The organism is Sphingomonas sp. AC411 (assembly GCF_979253035.1).
Genome location: NZ_CEEDAQ010000001.1, coordinates 192,966 through 209,049 on the forward strand (window position 1 = coordinate 192,966; position 16,084 = coordinate 209,049).

Consider the following 16,084-nt stretch of genomic DNA (forward strand, 5'->3'; position numbering starts at 1 on the left):
CACTAGAAGCCGTATAAGCAGACCTTTCAGCGTACTGAAAGCCTCAAATCATGATGAACCAGCGCCCGAAGTTAAGAAGCAAGGTAAGGGGCGCGGGCGTCCTTTTGTTGGTCTCCGCGGCCGCTGGTCGCCTGATCGCTGCATGATCACGCTCGTCTGCTCCCAAGGTCTTTCGCATCCTGGAACTCGCTGCTTTAAAAGGCTCAAAGCCTTTCCGTTTCTCCGTGTCCACCAGCCCATGTTGGGAAAGTGTATGCGGGAAAGGGTTTAGGGAAAGCGGTTTACGATGGTGAACGGTCGCGTGGTAAGCACGGGCGGCATACCAGTGAGAGGGCAGTAATGACGGACGCCACAAACGTAATTGCCGTGGACCACACAGGCTTCGCTGTGTCTTCTTTGGACGAAGCCGTTCGGTTCTGGACGGGAGCGCTCGGTTTCACACTTGAGCGGCAATCGGAGATGGGGGCGACTTCCTGCATCAGGTGACAGGTGTCGATGATCCGAAAGTGAGAACGGCAATCGTCAAGGCACAAGACGGCTACGTGGTCGAACTGTTGGAATATTCAAACGGGCTCCAGAACGGGACGGTGCCCAGCGGCGCGGGATCGATCGGAGCGGCCCACCTGGCTCTGACCGTAAAGGACATTCATGTCGCCATTGCCCGTGTCGAGGCAGCAGGATGGAAGGCGAAAGGTAATCCGCTGCCGATCCCAGGTGGTCCACGGAAGGGAACGTTGGTGGCCTACGTTTCAGGCCCCGATCATATCACGATAGAGCTTATGCAGCCGACAGCCCGTTAATGGGCCGGCAAAAGCTTTGCCGCCTCATCATCCTTTGAAAGCTGGCGAGTCAGCGTGCAGGGCCGAGGCTCAGCACCTTCTCTGCTGCAATACTGAATGGATGGCAGAAGTTGGGGAGCCAGAAAGAGGCCGCGAATGACCGCAAGTGGGTCCATTCGACTATCGGTCCTCTGACGCTACGCCATCATCGAATTCGTCAGGAGCGGTAACGCGAGCGCTTGCGGGCGGGTGTCGGGTATCGTCCGCCGGTTCGCAACCGAGCGGTTTCTTGGATCGTTCGGTGTGGTGAAGGAGAGCAAGCATGATGACCACCCCGAAATCGGAAGACCCTGGTTTTGAAACCGACGTCAATGAACTTCCGGACGACAACAAAGGGCCGGAAGATACCTTAGAGGATAAGTCAATCGCTGACGAACAAAAGCCAAGCGATCTTGAGGAAGCGCAGAAGGAAGGCGCGGAAGAGCGAGAAGAAGGCGGCTTATATTAAAATAAGCATGTAGCCGACGTAGGCCCGGAGCGTTAGCCGCCCCGGGCCAATAGCCCGCTCGGATTGCAACCGTGCTTTTGGCACTAAAGCGCTACATCTGCAGTCGTAAGCAGGATTGGTGGCTCACCACCGAGGCGTTTCACAAATTCGCGCTGGGCGATGCGATGAATGTCGCTTTCAAATTCGATGAAGACCTCGACCGCAGTTTCCGGGTCAATTCCTTCCAGCTCTGGGTTCAGCATCTCGGCCAACGCTTCGCTGGTGATCAGAAACTCAACGGGGCCAAAGTCGGTCGCGCCGGTGAAGCCGATGCTGTCACGCTCGGCCACCCAATATCCGTCACCGCGCTCGAACCGGACGCTGGATTTCGCCATAGCTATTACTCCTTTTCGCTTGGGATAGGTGGCAGGTGCTCGGCAATTGCTGCGATAGCCTCGCCAGTGAACGTCGTACTGGAAACTCCTTCGATCTGAACGGGATGATCCGTGGTCAAGGTAGCCGTGTCTCTATGTTCAGGATCCAGCCTGACCCAATCCCGCACCGCGCGCTCAAGGTTCGTCACCTCGGCAATATCAGTTTCACCACGGGGCACGTTTTCCAATGACGCACTCTTCCGCCAGTTGATGTCCGGAGTCTTGGCGCTTTCGCCCCATGTCGCTTCTGTCATTGTCAGTCACCTTACAGGTTTAACGGCTAGAATAGCACAGGCGATCGGGCATGGTCCGCGTCTGCCGTGACCAAGCCTTCAACCCGCATCAATTGCGAGGGGTAGGCCGCGACCAAGTCCTTCAGATCGTCCCAGGGGGCGGTAAGCCACCGATCATAATCGCCGTCGTGTAGGATGACCGGCATGGCCTTGGGGTGGACGAGCGCCACGATCGCGTTCGGCTCTGTGGTCAAGAAGCCATAGGCGTTGTCGCGTTCGGTCGGTCGCCAGATGCCTGCAAACGCAAAGATTGGACGGCTCGGCACGTCAAACCAGTGAAGGGGCTTCTTGCCGTCTTCGCCGGGTGCCAATCCATATTCGGAAAAAGCTGTGACCGGAACGAGACAGCGTCGCGCAGGCGTCATCAACATCGAGCGCCAGAAGCTCGAGTTCAGGTTGCGCACGTTCGTCACGTACTTGGTGAGCTTAACCGCGGGGTCGCGCGCGCTGGGCACCTGCGTCGGTACGCCCCATTCCATCCGCTCGAGTTTACGCTCACCGCCGTCCTGTACGATCACCTTGCCGTAGAACGGCGTCTTCTTTCCGGTCGGAAAGATGTCACCGACGGGGTATTCCTCGTCCCTATCATAAGGAGGCCGGATACCGAAGGTGACCGCAAGGTCAGCTTCCTTCGCCGTCATACGATACCGGTTGCACACGAAGCGTATTCCTAGGGTTGGCGCCGACGAGATGATCCCGTCGGCGCGCGCGGCTTACATCTTGTCTTTCAGCCCCTTGGCGGCCGTGAACGCAACCTTCTTGGAAGCGGCGATCGTGATCGCCTCGCCGGTACCGGGGTTGCGGCCTTCGCGCTCCGGACGATCCTTGACGGTGAACTTGCCAAACCCTGGAATCGAAACCTCCTCACCCTTCGCGGCTGCGGCCGCGATCTGGTCGAATACGGCGGTGATCGCCCTCTTCGCATCGGCTTCGTTCGAACCGGTCGCCTCAGCGACGCCCTTGGCCAGGTCACTTACGTTCATGCTATTCGTTCTCCAATGGAAAGACCGGCGGGACCTTAGCCATGGCGAACGACGAGACAAAGACCGGACTGGATGACGCGAGCGTTACGGCGTTTCGCCTCACGCTGGACAACCTCGCGGATCATGACGTCGCCGAAATCTTTGAGGCGGCCGCAGGGCGGGGGCCGATCGCAGATTTGGCGCCCAAGGCAATGCGTGCCCGAAACATCGATCTCTAACGGCCAGCGATGCGCTCGCGCGTGACGCGAGGATCCTCGTAGAGATCGCGGATCGCACGAAGCCGAAAGACATTCCACCAGCGCTGCCAGCGATGCTCGGCTGCATCGTGGATCATATGGCAGCGCTGACATAGCGCCTTGAGGTTCGAAGAGGCGCTGTTGCCCGGATCGTGATCGAGGTGCGCGCAGGCCAGGACGACATAGGTCACCCGGACCGACGCCAGGACGAACCCGGCTTTCATCGAAATACGCTTGCCCCGGTCCGACCGCCAGCACCGGACATCGGCATCCCACCAGCGTCCGTCGCCGAGATGGACCACACGGCGCAGATGGGGCCTGCTGCATCCTTCGCACCGAGCACCCGCGCGATCGAACCGGACCGTCTGCGACAGCTGCCGCCAGTCGATCGGGTAGAGCCAGCGGTTCTCGGGGCGGATCGGCATGACGATTCTATGAGTCAGCCGCGTTCAGAACGAAAGCGAATTCGTTCCGTCCTGTTTACGTTTCGTTGCGCAACCGTTCCGTACGGCGGTGAGCCGTGGTCAAGAGCAAAGAGTCTGAACTGCGGGACATAAACCCAGTTGACCAACGCCATCCGGTAACGGAACATAAAGGGAACAGGTAGAGTCCAGAAATCATGATCACCGCCCTCGAGTCCCTGCCGACAACCATCGCCCACCTGCGGACAATCGCAACGCCGGTGGTGGATCACCGCATCATGCCGTTCGGTATCCCTGTGCTCGACGATCGCCTCGCAAGCAGGGGCCTTCGCGCCGGCGCGTTGCATGAGGTCGCCGCGCAAAGCTGTTCGATGGTCGACGATGCCGCAGCAACGCTGTTCCTGACAGGCATCGCCGCGCGCGAGGCGGCGCATACAGGCGGACCGGTGCTGTGGGTAAGCTGTCGCAACGATCTCTATGCACCCGGCCTTGAGCAGGCAGGGCTGGCGCCTGCCGACTTAATCCATGCGCAACCCCGTGACGATGCGGCCTTACTGGCCGTTGTCGAGGACGCGGTGCGCGATGGAACGCCGTCGGCGGTGATCGCCGAGGTAAGCCGGATGTCGATGGTGGCGACCCGGCGCCTGCAACTGGTCGCGGCCGACGCCGACATTCCCGTTCTCATCCTGCGACGCAGACGTAACCGCGACCAGGATCCGCTTGCCGAACCGTCTGCGGCCTGGACGCGCTGGCGCATCGCCAGTGCGTCGTCCGAACGGCTGGGTGTCGCGGGTGTCGGCCGATCGCGGTGGCAGGTCGAGGTCGCACGGCAGCGTGGCGGTGAAGCATTTTCGATGATTTTGGAGGGCTGCGATGAGACGGGTTGTCTCGCTGTTCCTGCCGCACTTGGCCATCGAGCGGCTGAGACGGCTGGACCGGCACGCTACGCGGCCGCCTGAGCGGCCCGCCCTTCAGCTTCCCGTCGACGACGATCCCGGTGCGTGTTCGGTACCGCGGGGCGGCGGGTGGCGGCCGGGTGCGCGGTGGGCGCGCGCTGATATGCCGACCAGGCATGACGTGGAAGGTCAGATCGCAGCGCTGCCCGCGCATGCCAAGCCGCCCATGCGTGAACTCGGCCGACGATCGGAGGCGGCGAACCATCCGTTTCACGGACCAGCGCAAGCCGACAGTCACGACAGGGTCGCGGCGACCGTTGCCGCGTTTCACAGGGCGCCGCTCGCGCTGGTGGGCAAGGTCGGCCGGCGCGAAGAGGTGGTTGCCGCCTGCGATGGCGCTGCCGCGTTAGGGATCACGATCGGGATGGCTGCGACCCATGCGCGTGCGCTGGTGTCCGATCTCGACATCCGACCGTCCGAGACGGAGGCGGATGCCGCGATGCTGGATCAGCTCGCGCTACGCGCGGTGCGCCGCTGGTCGCCGATCGCAGCCGCCACACCACCCGACGGGCTGTGGCTCGACCTGACCGGCTGCGCGCATCTCCATGGCGGGGAAGAACGGTTCTGCCGGCGTCTGCGCGCGTTTTGCCAGCGTGCCGGGTTCACCGCGCGCGTGGCGGTTGCAGACACACCGGGCGCGGCACACGCTATTGCCCGGTTCGGGCCTGCCGACATCGCGATCGTGCCCACAGGGCGGACGGTCGACGCGCTCAGCGGCCTACCGGTCGCGGCCTTGCGCCTGGCAGGCACCGCGCTCGTTGCCGCCCGCAAGTTCGGCTTCGAACGCGTCGCCGATCTTCTACCGGTCGCGCGCGGGCCTTTGGCACGCCGGCTCGGGCTGGCCGCAATCACGCGGCTCGATCAGGCACTCGGCGCGGTCGCCGAACCCATCACGCCGCGCACCGACGAGGTCATGCCGATCGTCGAACGCCGGCTGCTCGAACCGATCGTCACCGCAGACGCGATTGCGCAGGTCATGGAGGATCTCCTCAGTGACATGGCCGAGCTGCTGCGCGCGAAAGGGCTCGGCGTACGATCGCTGCGGCTCGCTGGCCTACGCGTCGATGGCACCGAGCAGGTCGTGGCCGTCGGCACCTCATGCCCGACGCGCGAGGTCTCGCACCTTTTGCGGCTCATGAAGCTCAGGATTGAGCGGATCGATCCGGGCCTGGGGCTCGAGCAATTCTATCTGGCGGCACCGCACACAGAGCCGCTCGACGCGGTCGATCTTGGCGCGGTTCTCGCCGGTGAGGTACTCGTGCGTGATCCGGCCCGTCTCGTCGACGTCGTTGCCGGTCGCATCGGCGCTGACGCCGTGTTCCGGATCGCGCCGGTCGAAAGCCACGTGCCCGAGCGCGCCGTCATGCGTGCCGACCCGGTGGTGGCGCCCGCGGGCTGGCCGAAATGGCGACGACCGACGCGCCTGTTGGCCAGGCCCGAACCGCTATGGGGTGTCATAGCGCTCATGCCCGATCAGCCACCCCGACGGTTCGAATGGCGTGGCCGTCCGCACAAGGTCGTGGCCGGCGACGGCCCCGAGCGGATCCACGGTGAGTGGTGGCGCCGTGACGCGGAAGTTTGGGCGGTGCGCGACTATTACCGCGTCGAGGACGAGACCGGCGGTCGCTACTGGGTGTTCCGGCGTGGCGACGGGTTCGTCGAGGACACCGGCGATCTGAGCTGGTGGATGCACGGCGTGTTCGCATGACGGACTATGTCGAACTTCAGGTCCTCACGCACTTCTCGCTGCTACGCGGCGCCTCGAGCCCTGAAGAGCTGTTTGCGGCTGCCGCGCTGCTTGGTTATCCGTCGATCGGGGTCAGCGACATCGGCACCGTCGCGGGCGTGGTGCGCGCCTGGGAAGCGCAGAAGGCGACGGGCGTTCGCTCGATCGCAGGCACGCGTGTCAATCTGTCCTGCGGCCGGCAGTTGCTGCTGTACCCGACCAACCGCCCCGCCTGGTCGCGCCTGACGCGTCTGCTGACATTGGGCAAGAAGCGGGCGGGGAAGGGCGGGTGTCTTCTCCACTGGCATGACCTCGAGCCCTGGTCGGAAGGCATGATCGCCATCCTGCTGCCGCTTGAGGCGGACGAGGAGAACCTGGCAGCACTCGCCGACCTGAAGACACTCTATGGCCGTCGCGGGTATATGGCACTGTTCCAGCGGCGCCGGCCGGACGACGCCGTGCGGATCGATGCGCTGGCGCGGCAGGCAGGCGGCGCTGGCGTTCGCGCGGTGGTGACGGGTGATGTCCTCTACCACGCACCGGAGGCCCGGCTTCTCCAGGACGTGGTGACGGCCGTGCGCGAGAAATGCACCGTCGACGAACTCGGCTACCGGCGCGAGGTCAATGCCGATCGTGCACTCAAATCCCCCGACGAAATGGTCCGGCGGTTCAAGGCGTATCCCGATGCGCTGCGCGCCAGCGTCGACATTGCCCGTCTGTGCACGTTCGATCTGGGTGAACTGGCCTATCAGTATCCACATGAGCGTTTGATCGACGGGCTGACCGCGCAAGAGGCCTTGCAGAAGCTGGCGGAAGACGCCGTCGACGTGATGTTCAACGGCGCGGTGCCGGCTGCCTATACCGAGCAGATCGCGCACGAGATGTGGTTGATCGGTGAGCTTGGCTATGCGCCGTATTTCCTGACCGTCTACGCGATCGTCCGCGAAGCCCGCCGGCGCGGTATCCTCTGCCAGGGCCGGGGCTCCGCTGCGAACTCCTGCGTTTGCTTCGTGCTTGGCGTCACCTCGATCGACCCGATCAAGCATGAGTTGCTGTTCGAGCGGTTCGTAAGTGGCGAGCGCCGCGAGCCGCCCGATATCGACGTCGACTTCGAGCATGAGCGTCGCGAAGAGATCATCCAGTGGATCTATGAAACCTATGGCCGCAACCACTCGGCATTGACTGCGGTCGTCACTCGCTACCGGGCGCGCGGCGCGGTGCGCGACGTCGGCAAGGCGCTTGGCCTGCCCGAGGACCTGACCTCGTCATTGGCCGGCCAGGTATGGGGCTGGTCGGCCGAAGGCGTCGGCGAAAAGCAGGTCAACGAATTGAACCTCGACATCGGCGATCGTCGCCTGCGCCTCACGCTCGAGCTAGCCCGCAAGCTCATCGGCGTGCCGCGCCATATGTCTCAGCATCCAGGCGGCTTCGTTCTCACCCATGACCGTCTCGACGATCTCGTCCCGATCGAACCCGCCGCGATGGAAGACCGCCAGATCATCGAGTGGGACAAGGATGACATCGATGCGCTGAAGTTCATGAAGGTCGACGTGCTGGGTCTCGGCATGCTCGGCTGCATGAATCGCGCCTTCAACATGCTCGAGGTGGACAAGGGGCTTCGGGTCGGTTTGGCCGATCTGCAGGACGATGATCCCGACGTCTATGCGATGATCTCGAAGGCCGACACGCTCGGCACCTTCCAGATCGAAAGCCGCGCGCAGATGAGCATGCTGCCGCGCATGAAACCGCGGCGCTTCTATGATCTCGTGATCCAGGTCGCGATCGTACGACCGGGACCGATCCAGGGCGACATGGTTCACCCGTATCTGCGTAGGCGTGAAGGGCTGGAGAAGCCGGAATACCCGCGGCCCGAATTGCGCGCGGTGCTGGAAAAGACGCTCGGCGTGCCGCTGTTCCAGGAGCAGGCGATGAAGGTCGCGATCGTCGGCGCGGGGTTCACGCCGGCCGAAGCCGACCAGCTCCGCCGTGCCATGGCGACGTTCAAGTTCACAGGGGGCGTGTCGCACTTCAGCGAAAAGCTCATCGGGGGCATGGTCGAGCGCGGCTACCCGCGTGAGTTCGCCGAACGCACCTTCCGTCAGCTCGAGGGCTTCGGGTCTTACGGCTTTCCCGAGAGCCACGCGGCCTCATTCGCCAAGATTTCCTACGCATCGTCGTGGATGAAGCATCATCACCCGGACGTGTTCTGCGCGAGCCTGATGAACGCGCAGCCGATGGGGTTCTATGCACCCGCCCAGATCGTTCGCGACGCGCGCGAGCATGGCGTCGTGGTTCGCCCCCTTGCGTCAACGCAAGCCGTTGGGACTGCACGCTGGAGCCGTATGGCGGGCGGTACCTCGCCGTACGGCTGGGACTCCGGCAGATCCGCGGTCTGTCCAATGCGGACGGCGCCAAGATCGTCGGCGCGCGCGAGCTGACCGCGTTCGAAAGCGTGGAAGATGTATGGCGACGATCGGGCGTCCAGCGCGCGGCGATCGAGAAGCTCGCCGACGGCGACGCCTTTCATAGCTTCGGTGCCAATCGTCGGCAGGGCCTGTGGAAGGTGAAGGGGCTCGGCGAAGCGCCGCTGCCGCTGTTTGCCGCGGCCGACCGCGCGGACCAGGCCGTCAGCGCGGAAGGGATCGAGCCCGATGTCGAACTGCGCCCACTGACCGATGGTCGTGAGGTTATCGAGGACTACCGGGCGCTGCAGCTCTCGCTGCGCGCACATCCGCTGACTTTCGTGCGCGACGAGCTGGCGCGCCGTGGGGTGACCAAGTGTGCGGACCTGGCGACCATTCGCGACGGACGCCATGTCGAGGTCGCCGGCATCATCCTTGTTCGCCAGAAGCCCGGGTCTGCCAAGGGCGTGCTATTCATCACGATTGAAGACGAGACCGGGATCGCCAACGGCATTCTGTGGCCCGATCGGTTCGAGCGGCAGCGCCGCACTGTGATGTCCGCGTCGATGATCGGCATGAAGGGCAGGGTGCAGAAGGAGGGCGAGGTCATCCACGTCATCTGCGATCGGATTATCGACCACGGCGATCTGATGCACCGGGTCGGCGAGATGTCGTTCCCGCACCGGACCGGCCGCGGTGACGGCGCGAAGCATGCCGGTTCCCCCGACCGCGGTGACAAGGGTTGGAGCCCGAACCCTCGCAATTCCTACTGGCCGCCCCATGCCGACGGCATGGATCCGAAGCTGTCGTGAAATTCAAATCTCACGACTTCCATTGATGGCCAAGCTTGTCCGTCATCAACGCGTTGTCATCGCACTATCGGTGCATATCTTGCGGGGCGGCGTTGCGCGCTGCTCGGACGCTCGCGTCGATGTCGTCGAGATCCGGTTGGCGCTGCGCTGCCTGCTCCCGCACTGCCCGGAACGCTGGCCCCTCGAGCTCTACTGGGATGCCGCCCGGCAGGAGAACGAGATCGGCAGGTCACAGGGTGTGACCGCGGCGTTCAACGGGATTGTCCGCCAGCTGCGCCGCGCCGGCTGTTATGAAGAGGTGTCTGAGCCGTGAGTATGCGATTACCGCGAGCAGCGATTGCTCGCGTTCCCGACGGCACGCGGATCGTCAGCGTCGAACGCATGTCGCGGGCTTTCACCAAATATCATCTGGATGACGGACGCGCGCTGCACCGGTTCAAGATGGAAGAGCCGCATGCGACCCCGCATGATCACCCCTGGAGCTTCGACACCGAAATCGTTGATGGCGGCTATGTCGAAGAGGTGTTCCACCTGGATCCAAACGGCGGTTGGCACAGCGAACTGGTTCACCGACCCCCTGGCGAAACCTACCACGTCGACGCTACGCACATTCACCGCATCGCCGAGCTGCCGACGGGCGAATGTTGGACCCTCGTTCGTGCAGGTCCCCACACGCGGGAAACCCGGTTCTGGCGGTTCGGAGACATCGTTCAGTCCCGGGCCTGGCATGAGCGACGGTGGATGCGCTTCGGATAAGGCGTTACGGCGAGAGCCAGTCCACTGCGACGTTCAAGACGGCGTTGGCCGGGGAAGGGCATCGAGCGCTGCGGATACCTGCAGGCGCAGATCGTCATCCCGGGTAATTTCCAGCATCGCGCTGAGGCTGCTGCGGGCGCCGGCCACATCGCTTGCGACCAACTGAAGCCTGGCGCGCTCCCACCACCCATGGGCGTGCGTAGGCGCCACGATCGTCATGCGGTCGTACAGGACCAGCGCGCGCGCGGGATCCCCGGCCTGCTCGGCACGGGTTGCCTGGTTGAGCAGCAATCGAACGAGCGCCGATCGGTTCGACAGGGGAAGCATCCCGTCGGAAAACCGGGCCTGGCCTGTCATCTGCTCCAACAAGGCTTCCACCTGTGCAGGGGCAACGATACGACCATCGTTGAAGGGATCGATGATCAGCGCATCCGATGCGTCGCCAAGGCGCACCAGGACGTGGCCGGGGGTATTGAGCGGCATCGCCGACCATCCGAGACGCCGTGCCATCGCCACATAGATGATTGAGAGACTGATCGGCAGGCCGAGCCGTCGATCGACGACGGCGATCAAATCCGCATTCTGCGGATCGTCGTAGTGCACCCGGTCGCCAGAGAACCCAAACTCTTCGACCATCACGCTGCTCAGGGCCTGAGCCTGCGCGACGCTACTCACTGCGTCGCCGTCAGCGGCGCGGAGGGCTATTTCTATGTCCGTGAGCTCGTCGAGATATTCATCGAGATCGATACCGGGGTGATCGAGCGCTGCGAGTTCGAGGGCGGCCAGATCGAGTTCGATCTCCCCGTCTTCCATGAGGCCGAGATGCAGAATGCTATTGGTCATGAGCCGTTAGATGGGAGGCTGCTTCGATCGTTTCCATGGCAACGCCAGGATACGGCGCGCCTCATCCAACCAGTTTACGATACGGGAGGTGGTTAATTGCCAACGCTCAAATCGTAGGCCTGCTTTGCCACAAGAGCCCGCAATCTTTCATGTTGCTCATGCGCTATTGGATCGATGCGATAACGGCCGTTTCCTTCCAAATGGTCTACCGGTACGCTATGTTCATCACAAAATCCTCCCCTCCGGGTGGAGGATTGAACCAGCCGAAGCCCATCGATGAATCGTTGTCAGCAATGCAATAGCAATCGAACGCTAGTTCAGGAAATAGTATGGCAAGATAATTAAATACCGGAACGGGGAAACGATTGCCGGTATCGAACGCGAAATAGTAGGTTCCGAGGATTTGTTTTATAGAATCGCGAAAAGTCCAAGTTTGGAACCCCGCACATCTTGCGATTTTTCCGAAAAGCTCAAGGCTTTCCGCTCGAGCGATCGGAAGGATGGCATCAAAGGCCAGGAGCGTCTCGTCGCCATCGTCGTCAGGTACGTCGATGAACAACTCCTTGAAGCGATCAATTTCAGCCTGTCGACCGTAAAGCGTAACGCTATTCCACATCTCGTCGCAGATCATTATGAATCCTTTTAATGCATTGCGTGACGGCAATCGCTGATGCCTTTTTGGCAACGGCCGAACGCCTTCTCGAGGGTCAGTGCCACTATTAAAAGTGAGTGTGATGGGTAACTAAAAGTTTCATCTATGGAGCTGCGCGGCGCCGGAAATCTTTCTAAACTTGGTTTGATGCAACCTCACAGCGAGCGGTGCGTAAATTAAAACGAGTTCTGCAGCGGTAAAATCCTGTCCCCGCAACCATCTTCCCACATACCACAACACCCCGTAGCGCCAGCTCCGGGGCTTTTTGCGTTCCTGCTCAAGCGCCGATAGCGTCAGCATAGTCGCGGGCTCACCGCGCAGGTCGATAGCGAAATCCCCGTCTTCCGGCGTCAGCACCACCGCCTCGATGAGCGCGCGCAGCCGTTCGAAGGCCTGCACCTTCAGCGCATCGTCCTCAAAGGCCGCGGTAAGCTGGTCGACCTTCTCACGGTACAACGCGGTTCAGGTCCGGGTAAGCAACTGCGATTCTATGGATTTTGCGCTTGGGGCTGACGCTGGACCTAAGGGTCAGGGATAAGCCGCCCCACCGTCACGACCTTTGAAGGGGCCGCCTGCGCGTGACACTCGGACAGGCTTGGGTCGTTCGACGAATGTCACGCGTCGAAGATGTTTAAAAGGCGCGACCGCCGCCCCGTGGCGAGTTGGTCACGCACAAAGTTCAGGCTCGAGCGCTGGTTCGGCAGCGCTTCCATACGGACCGGCTACTGCATCCGCTTCGCGGCGGGCGTCATCATTATTTGACGGCAGGTCCTTCAGACCTAGCCCATCGACAGGCTTAGAACGGAAGTGTCGAGCATCGTATCCGCCAGTAGCCGCTTGCAACGGGCATTCACCTCCTCGAGCGGCTCGCAGCCGCTTGGCATCGGACACCTCCAGCCTACCAAAGTTGGCGATCCAAACATCATAGGTCGCGCTCGGAATTCCGTGCCGTCGACACAGACCCGCTACCGCCGCGCCCGCCCCGGCTTCGTTCAAGACACCAATAATTTGCGCTACCGAAAACTGCTTTCGCTTCATCTGTCCTCCCTTTCCGGCCGGACTCTGGCCCAGGTAAAAGAACAAAATGGGGGGCACCCTATGCTGAATGAACGGCAGTTCTCCAGAAACGGCAACATCGCCCGCCGAAGGTCTGCGAGTGGGTGATGCGAAAAGAAGCGCTGCTACACTGGCGTCAGTAAACTGCCGCTGCGCTTCAACTGTTCGATGTCACGTCGAGGCGGCGCGCCAAACAGACGCGCATATTCGCGATTGAATTGCGATGGGCTTTCATACCCCACGGCAAAGCCCGCGCCGCTTGCGGTCGTGCTTCCCGCCAGCATCAGGCGCCGTGCCTCCTGTAGGCGCAATTGTTTTTGATACTCCAGCGGCGTCATTTTCGTCACGGCTTTGAAGTGTTCGTGCAAGGACGACGGGCTCATGCCGGCAGCAGTGGCAATGTCACCGATGCGTAGCGGTCGGTCGAACGCCGTGCGGATCGTCGCGATAGCGCGGCTGACCTGGTTGAGGTGACTGTCGGCGACCGCCATGTAGCGGAGGGCAGGGCCGTGGGGCCTTTGAGCAAACGATACAGGATCTCCCGCTCGATCAGCGGTGCCAGCGCCGCGATGCTGTCGGGTTGGTCCAGCAAACGCACCAGTCGGCACGCTGCATCGACCAGATCGTCGTCGCTGCGATATACCGCGAGAGCCGGTAGATCGGCTTTGGGCGCCTGGCCGCCTTCTGCCACGATGAGGTCCGCCAATACCGCCTGGTCGATGTCGATCTTGCAGCACAGGTACGGGGCGTCGCGATCCGCCTGGATGACATGGCCGACGAGCGGCAGATCGACCGAGACCAACAGGTAATGCGCAGTATCGTAAAGAAGGCTCCGTCCGCCGAGCGAAACCCGCTTGGCACCTTGGGCGATCATGCAAAGCGACGCGTTATACACGGCTGGCAAGGGCACGGTCGGCTCATCCGCCCGGAAAAGCGACAATCGATCGATCGGCGTGCTGACCATTCCGGTTCTGGTCACTTGGCGCGCAACCAGTGCGGCCAGGTCTGCGATCGTGCTCATCGAGGGACTGTGTCCGCCGTTACTCACGCTCGCAAGCCTGGGCGGCGTCATCTCGGAGGATCGTGCAAGGATTGCGGTCGATCGGTCTCACGCCTGCCGACCGTTCGGTTCCATCTGTGCTCAGCCATCAGCGTAACAGGAAAGGAACCATCATGAACGACGTCATCGACAAGACAGTGCTGATCAGCGGCGCCTCGAGCGGTATTGGCGAGGCCACCGTTCGGGAACTGGCGGGCAGGGGGCGCGCCTCTTCATCGGTGCGCGCAGGACCGATCGCCTCGAAGCGCTTGCGGCAGAACTCGGCGCGAATGTCGCGTGGCATGCACTGGACGTGACGGACGCGGCAGGCTTCGCCGCCTTCGCCGATGCGGCGGAAGTGCGGTTCGGGCGCGTGGACGTGCTGATCAACAATGCCGGCGTGATGCCGCTGTCGCCCCTTGCCACGTTGAAGCAGGATGAATGGACGCGAATGATCGACGTCAACGTCCACGGCGTGCTGAACGGGATCGCCGCCGTGCTGCCCCGTTTCATTGCGCAGCAGGCTGGCCACGTGGTGAACGTCGCATCGATCGCCGCGCATTTCGTGATGCCGAGCGCCGCCGTCTACTGCGCAACCAAATACGCGGTTTGGGCGATCACGGAGGGGTTGCGCCAGGAACATGACGACATCCGCACGACGATCATCTCGCCGGGGGTCGTGGCGACCGAATTGGGCAACGACATCACTGACTCTGATATCGCCTCGGCGCTGAGCACGTGGCGGCAGAAGTCCCTGACCCCGGACGCGATTGCACGAGCGATCCGCTACGCGCTGGAGCAGCCGGAAGGAGTGGACGTCAACGAGGTCATTGTCCGCCCGACGGCAGCAGGCATGTAGGCGAGGTTGCGAAACTTTGTCCGGGCGGACTTCGAGTCTGCCCGGACTGGGTGTCGAGGTGAACGGACGTTCTCCATCGAGTCGAACGAAAGAAGCCGTGAATGTCCGCGATTGAGTCGGTGGAGATGCCTGATATCGATGTGAGCGCCAGCGATCATCATCGATCAGTATGTCTATTCATCTGATCGGGACGCGGGCGCTCAAGCGAGTAGATGTCACCCCTTCAGGCCCCTAGGCGTTCCGGTTTCACCTTCAGCGTGACCACGACGCCCTCTTCGGCCCAGTCATAGTCTATCGAGCCGCGTAAATGTCCCGTCACGCTGCGTTCGACGAGCATGCTGCCATAGCCTCCGGGGCCGGTCGGCTTGCGGACTTTGGGGCCGCCACGTTCCGTCCATACGGCGGTCACCGCTTCGTTGTGCGCGGAGCAGGAAACGTCGAGCGTTCCGGTGTCGACGGACAATGCGCCATGTTTCAACGAGTTGGTCGCGAGCTCGTGGACCACCATCGCGAGAATGGTCGTGGCTGCTTCTCCGACCCGCATCCGCGGTACAGATACCCGGATACGTCCGCTGAACGCTCCAAGGTCATCGTAGGGCGCGAGCAGCACGGTAAGGAGATCCCCGAGGAGCGCGGATGCCGCCTCCGTCTGACCAGGCACTGGCCGGACAAGATCATGTGCTCGATCGGGCGCTGTGAGCCTCAACGTGAGTTCGCGGGCCATGTCATCGGTGGTTTTGGTCGACCGCGAGGTGATGGCCGTGAGCCCTGACGCGATGGCGAGAAGGTTTTTCACCCGGTGGCTCATCTCGCCCGCCAGCAGTTCGCGCCCCTCCTCGGCCTGTTTTCGACCGGTGACGTCTATGAATATGCCGAACATGATGCGCTCAATGATCCCCGCATCGTCCCCTTGCCCGCGCGCGGAAATCCACTTCAGCTCATCATCGATCATGATCCGAAAATCGATTTCGTACGGCCCGATCAGCCCGCGTGTAGCATTGAAGGCGGCGCGAACCCTGTCCCGATCGGCCGGGTGAATATGTGCGGAGAGATCCTCGAACTGGACGTTGATGCCGCGGGGGATACCCCAAAGGTCATAGGCCTTGTCGTCCATCGCGAAGGCATCGGTGTCGACGTTCCACGACCAGAGCGTGACGCCGGCCGCCTCGATGGCCCGAACCAGATTCTTGGGCTCCCAGAGCAGGGGTTTCAGTCCTTCGGGGGTGCTCGTCATTGAAACTCCTGTGTCTGCGGGCGCGCTGGACGGAGACTGGCAGCGGGGACGAGCGGCAATTCGATCAGCGCGGCTATTGCCTGTCCGCTTATAGACGCCGGCATTCAAACGCCAA

General features: G+C 62.4%; 17 protein-coding genes and 4 pseudogenes. 10 read left to right on the forward strand and 11 right to left on the reverse strand.

Features of this window, described 5'->3' with window-relative positions:
• Positions 1-339 precede the first annotated feature (339 nt).
• From AC0IX7_RS00980 to AC0IX7_RS00990, 3 genes are all read left to right on the forward strand, one after another.
• Complete coding sequence (locus AC0IX7_RS00980; RefSeq protein ID WP_471810066.1) at positions 340-486, forward strand: VOC family protein; 147 nt, start codon at positions 340-342, stop codon at positions 484-486.
• Positions 483-800, forward strand: coding sequence for a VOC family protein (locus AC0IX7_RS00985; protein WP_471810067.1), 318 nt, complete (start codon positions 483-485; stop codon positions 798-800). Before AC0IX7_RS00980 ends, AC0IX7_RS00985 begins: the two co-directional genes overlap by 4 nt.
• Positions 801-1,101: 301 nt before the next feature.
• Complete coding sequence (locus AC0IX7_RS00990; RefSeq protein WP_332756696.1) at positions 1,102-1,287, forward strand: hypothetical protein; 186 nt, start codon at positions 1,102-1,104, stop codon at positions 1,285-1,287.
• An 83-nt stretch (positions 1,288-1,370) separates the two neighbouring features.
• Here AC0IX7_RS00990 and AC0IX7_RS00995 read toward each other — a convergent pair whose 3' ends face one another.
• From AC0IX7_RS00995 to AC0IX7_RS01010, 4 genes are read right to left on the reverse strand one after another with little or no spacing between them, the layout of a single operon-like run.
• A complete protein-coding gene (locus AC0IX7_RS00995; protein WP_332756697.1) occupies positions 1,371-1,661 on the reverse strand; it encodes a DUF1488 family protein in 291 nt (96 codons plus the stop codon).
• Positions 1,662-1,666: 5 nt separating this feature from the next.
• Positions 1,667-1,954 carry a hypothetical protein gene (locus AC0IX7_RS01000; protein ID WP_332756698.1) on the reverse strand — a complete coding sequence of 96 codons (288 nt, stop codon included), beginning with the start codon at positions 1,952-1,954 and terminating at the stop codon, positions 1,667-1,669.
• A gap of 26 nt (positions 1,955-1,980) precedes the next feature.
• Complete coding sequence (locus AC0IX7_RS01005) at positions 1,981-2,652, reverse strand: SOS response-associated peptidase (RefSeq protein WP_333922133.1); 672 nt, start codon at positions 2,650-2,652, stop codon at positions 1,981-1,983.
• Positions 2,653-2,706: 54 nt separating this feature from the next.
• Positions 2,707-2,976 (reverse strand): HU family DNA-binding protein, encoded by a 270-nt coding sequence (locus tag AC0IX7_RS01010; protein WP_471810068.1) that lies wholly within the window; start codon positions 2,974-2,976, stop codon positions 2,707-2,709.
• A gap of 41 nt (positions 2,977-3,017) precedes the next feature.
• Between AC0IX7_RS01010 and AC0IX7_RS01015 the strand changes: the two genes are divergently transcribed.
• Positions 3,018-3,194 (forward strand): hypothetical protein, encoded by a 177-nt coding sequence (locus tag AC0IX7_RS01015; RefSeq protein ID WP_332756701.1) that lies wholly within the window; start codon positions 3,018-3,020, stop codon positions 3,192-3,194.
• Here the strand turns inward: AC0IX7_RS01015 and AC0IX7_RS01020 are convergent.
• Complete coding sequence (locus AC0IX7_RS01020) at positions 3,191-3,637, reverse strand: hypothetical protein (protein ID WP_332756702.1); 447 nt, start codon at positions 3,635-3,637, stop codon at positions 3,191-3,193. The genes AC0IX7_RS01015 and AC0IX7_RS01020 overlap by 4 nt on opposite strands.
• 194 nt (positions 3,638-3,831) lie before the next feature.
• On the opposite strand from AC0IX7_RS01020, the gene AC0IX7_RS01025 reads away from it, so the two are divergent.
• From AC0IX7_RS01025 to AC0IX7_RS01045, 5 genes and pseudogenes are all read left to right on the forward strand, one after another.
• A complete protein-coding gene (locus AC0IX7_RS01025) occupies positions 3,832-4,593 on the forward strand; it encodes an ImuA family protein (protein WP_332756703.1) in 762 nt (253 codons plus the stop codon).
• A complete protein-coding gene (locus tag AC0IX7_RS01030) occupies positions 4,508-6,298 on the forward strand; it encodes a Y-family DNA polymerase (protein ID WP_471810069.1) in 1,791 nt (596 codons plus the stop codon). The genes AC0IX7_RS01025 and AC0IX7_RS01030 overlap by 86 nt, the downstream gene beginning before the upstream one ends.
• Positions 6,295-9,556, forward strand: a pseudogene (locus AC0IX7_RS01035) (error-prone DNA polymerase). The gene AC0IX7_RS01030 and the pseudogene AC0IX7_RS01035 overlap by 4 nt, the downstream one beginning before the upstream one ends.
• Positions 9,556-9,843, forward strand: coding sequence for a hypothetical protein (locus AC0IX7_RS01040; RefSeq protein WP_471810070.1), 288 nt, complete (start codon positions 9,556-9,558; stop codon positions 9,841-9,843). The pseudogene AC0IX7_RS01035 and the gene AC0IX7_RS01040 overlap by 1 nt, the downstream one beginning before the upstream one ends.
• 68 nt (positions 9,844-9,911) lie before the next feature.
• Positions 9,912-10,286 (forward strand): hypothetical protein, encoded by a 375-nt coding sequence (locus AC0IX7_RS01045; RefSeq protein ID WP_332756707.1) that lies wholly within the window; start codon positions 9,912-9,914, stop codon positions 10,284-10,286.
• 33 nt (positions 10,287-10,319) lie between these two features.
• On the opposite strand, the gene AC0IX7_RS01050 is transcribed toward AC0IX7_RS01045, so the two are convergent.
• From AC0IX7_RS01050 to AC0IX7_RS01070, 5 genes and pseudogenes are all read right to left on the reverse strand, one after another.
• On the reverse strand, positions 10,320-11,129 hold the full coding sequence (locus AC0IX7_RS01050) for a SirB1 family protein (protein WP_471810071.1): 810 nt from the start codon (positions 11,127-11,129) through the stop codon (positions 10,320-10,322).
• Positions 11,130-11,334: 205 nt separating this feature from the next.
• Positions 11,335-11,760, reverse strand: a complete 426-nt coding sequence (locus AC0IX7_RS01055) for a hypothetical protein (protein WP_471810072.1) — start codon at positions 11,758-11,760, stop codon at positions 11,335-11,337.
• 120 nt (positions 11,761-11,880) lie between these two features.
• Positions 11,881-12,237 carry a hypothetical protein gene (locus tag AC0IX7_RS01060; protein ID WP_471810073.1) on the reverse strand — a complete coding sequence of 119 codons (357 nt, stop codon included), beginning with the start codon at positions 12,235-12,237 and terminating at the stop codon, positions 11,881-11,883.
• Positions 12,238-12,578: 341 nt separating this feature from the next.
• A pseudogene (locus tag AC0IX7_RS01065) lies at positions 12,579-12,819 on the reverse strand (transposase); the annotation flags it as partial.
• A 143-nt stretch (positions 12,820-12,962) separates the two neighbouring features.
• Positions 12,963-13,858, reverse strand: a pseudogene (locus tag AC0IX7_RS01070) (AraC family transcriptional regulator).
• A gap of 152 nt (positions 13,859-14,010) precedes the next feature.
• On the opposite strand from AC0IX7_RS01070, the pseudogene AC0IX7_RS01075 reads away from it, so the two are divergent.
• Positions 14,011-14,735 (forward strand): annotated as a pseudogene (locus AC0IX7_RS01075) (SDR family oxidoreductase).
• A gap of 223 nt (positions 14,736-14,958) precedes the next feature.
• On the opposite strand, the gene AC0IX7_RS01080 reads toward AC0IX7_RS01075, so the two are convergent.
• Positions 14,959-15,969 (reverse strand): sensor histidine kinase, encoded by a 1,011-nt coding sequence (locus AC0IX7_RS01080; protein WP_471810074.1) that lies wholly within the window; start codon positions 15,967-15,969, stop codon positions 14,959-14,961.
• Positions 15,970-16,084: the final 115 nt, after the last annotated feature.

What these genes read in the sequence shown, in the direction of transcription:
- AC0IX7_RS01080 (WP_471810074.1), bottom strand. Translation starts at nt 15,969, where the DNA reads ATGACGAGCACCCCCGAAGGACTGAAACCCCTGCTCTGGGAGCCCAAG.
- AC0IX7_RS00980 (WP_471810066.1), top strand. Translation starts at nt 340, where the DNA reads ATGACGGACGCCACAAACGTAATTGCCGTGGACCACACAGGCTTCGCT.
- AC0IX7_RS01045 (WP_332756707.1), top strand. Translation starts at nt 9,912, where the DNA reads ATGTCGCGGGCTTTCACCAAATATCATCTGGATGACGGACGCGCGCTG.
- AC0IX7_RS01020 (WP_332756702.1), bottom strand. Translation starts at nt 3,637, where the DNA reads ATGCCGATCCGCCCCGAGAACCGCTGGCTCTACCCGATCGACTGGCGG.
- AC0IX7_RS00990 (WP_332756696.1), top strand. Translation starts at nt 1,102, where the DNA reads ATGATGACCACCCCGAAATCGGAAGACCCTGGTTTTGAAACCGACGTC.
- AC0IX7_RS01000 (WP_332756698.1), bottom strand. Translation starts at nt 1,954, where the DNA reads ATGACAGAAGCGACATGGGGCGAAAGCGCCAAGACTCCGGACATCAAC.
- AC0IX7_RS00995 (WP_332756697.1), bottom strand. Translation starts at nt 1,661, where the DNA reads ATGGCGAAATCCAGCGTCCGGTTCGAGCGCGGTGACGGATATTGGGTG.
- AC0IX7_RS01025 (WP_332756703.1), top strand. Translation starts at nt 3,832, where the DNA reads ATGATCACCGCCCTCGAGTCCCTGCCGACAACCATCGCCCACCTGCGG.
- AC0IX7_RS01030 (WP_471810069.1), top strand. Translation starts at nt 4,508, where the DNA reads ATGAGACGGGTTGTCTCGCTGTTCCTGCCGCACTTGGCCATCGAGCGG.
- AC0IX7_RS01040 (WP_471810070.1), top strand. Translation starts at nt 9,556, where the DNA reads ATGGCCAAGCTTGTCCGTCATCAACGCGTTGTCATCGCACTATCGGTG.
- AC0IX7_RS01050 (WP_471810071.1), bottom strand. Translation starts at nt 11,129, where the DNA reads ATGACCAATAGCATTCTGCATCTCGGCCTCATGGAAGACGGGGAGATC.
- AC0IX7_RS01010 (WP_471810068.1), bottom strand. Translation starts at nt 2,976, where the DNA reads ATGAACGTAAGTGACCTGGCCAAGGGCGTCGCTGAGGCGACCGGTTCG.
- AC0IX7_RS01015 (WP_332756701.1), top strand. Translation starts at nt 3,018, where the DNA reads ATGGCGAACGACGAGACAAAGACCGGACTGGATGACGCGAGCGTTACG.
- AC0IX7_RS01055 (WP_471810072.1), bottom strand. Translation starts at nt 11,760, where the DNA reads ATGATCTGCGACGAGATGTGGAATAGCGTTACGCTTTACGGTCGACAG.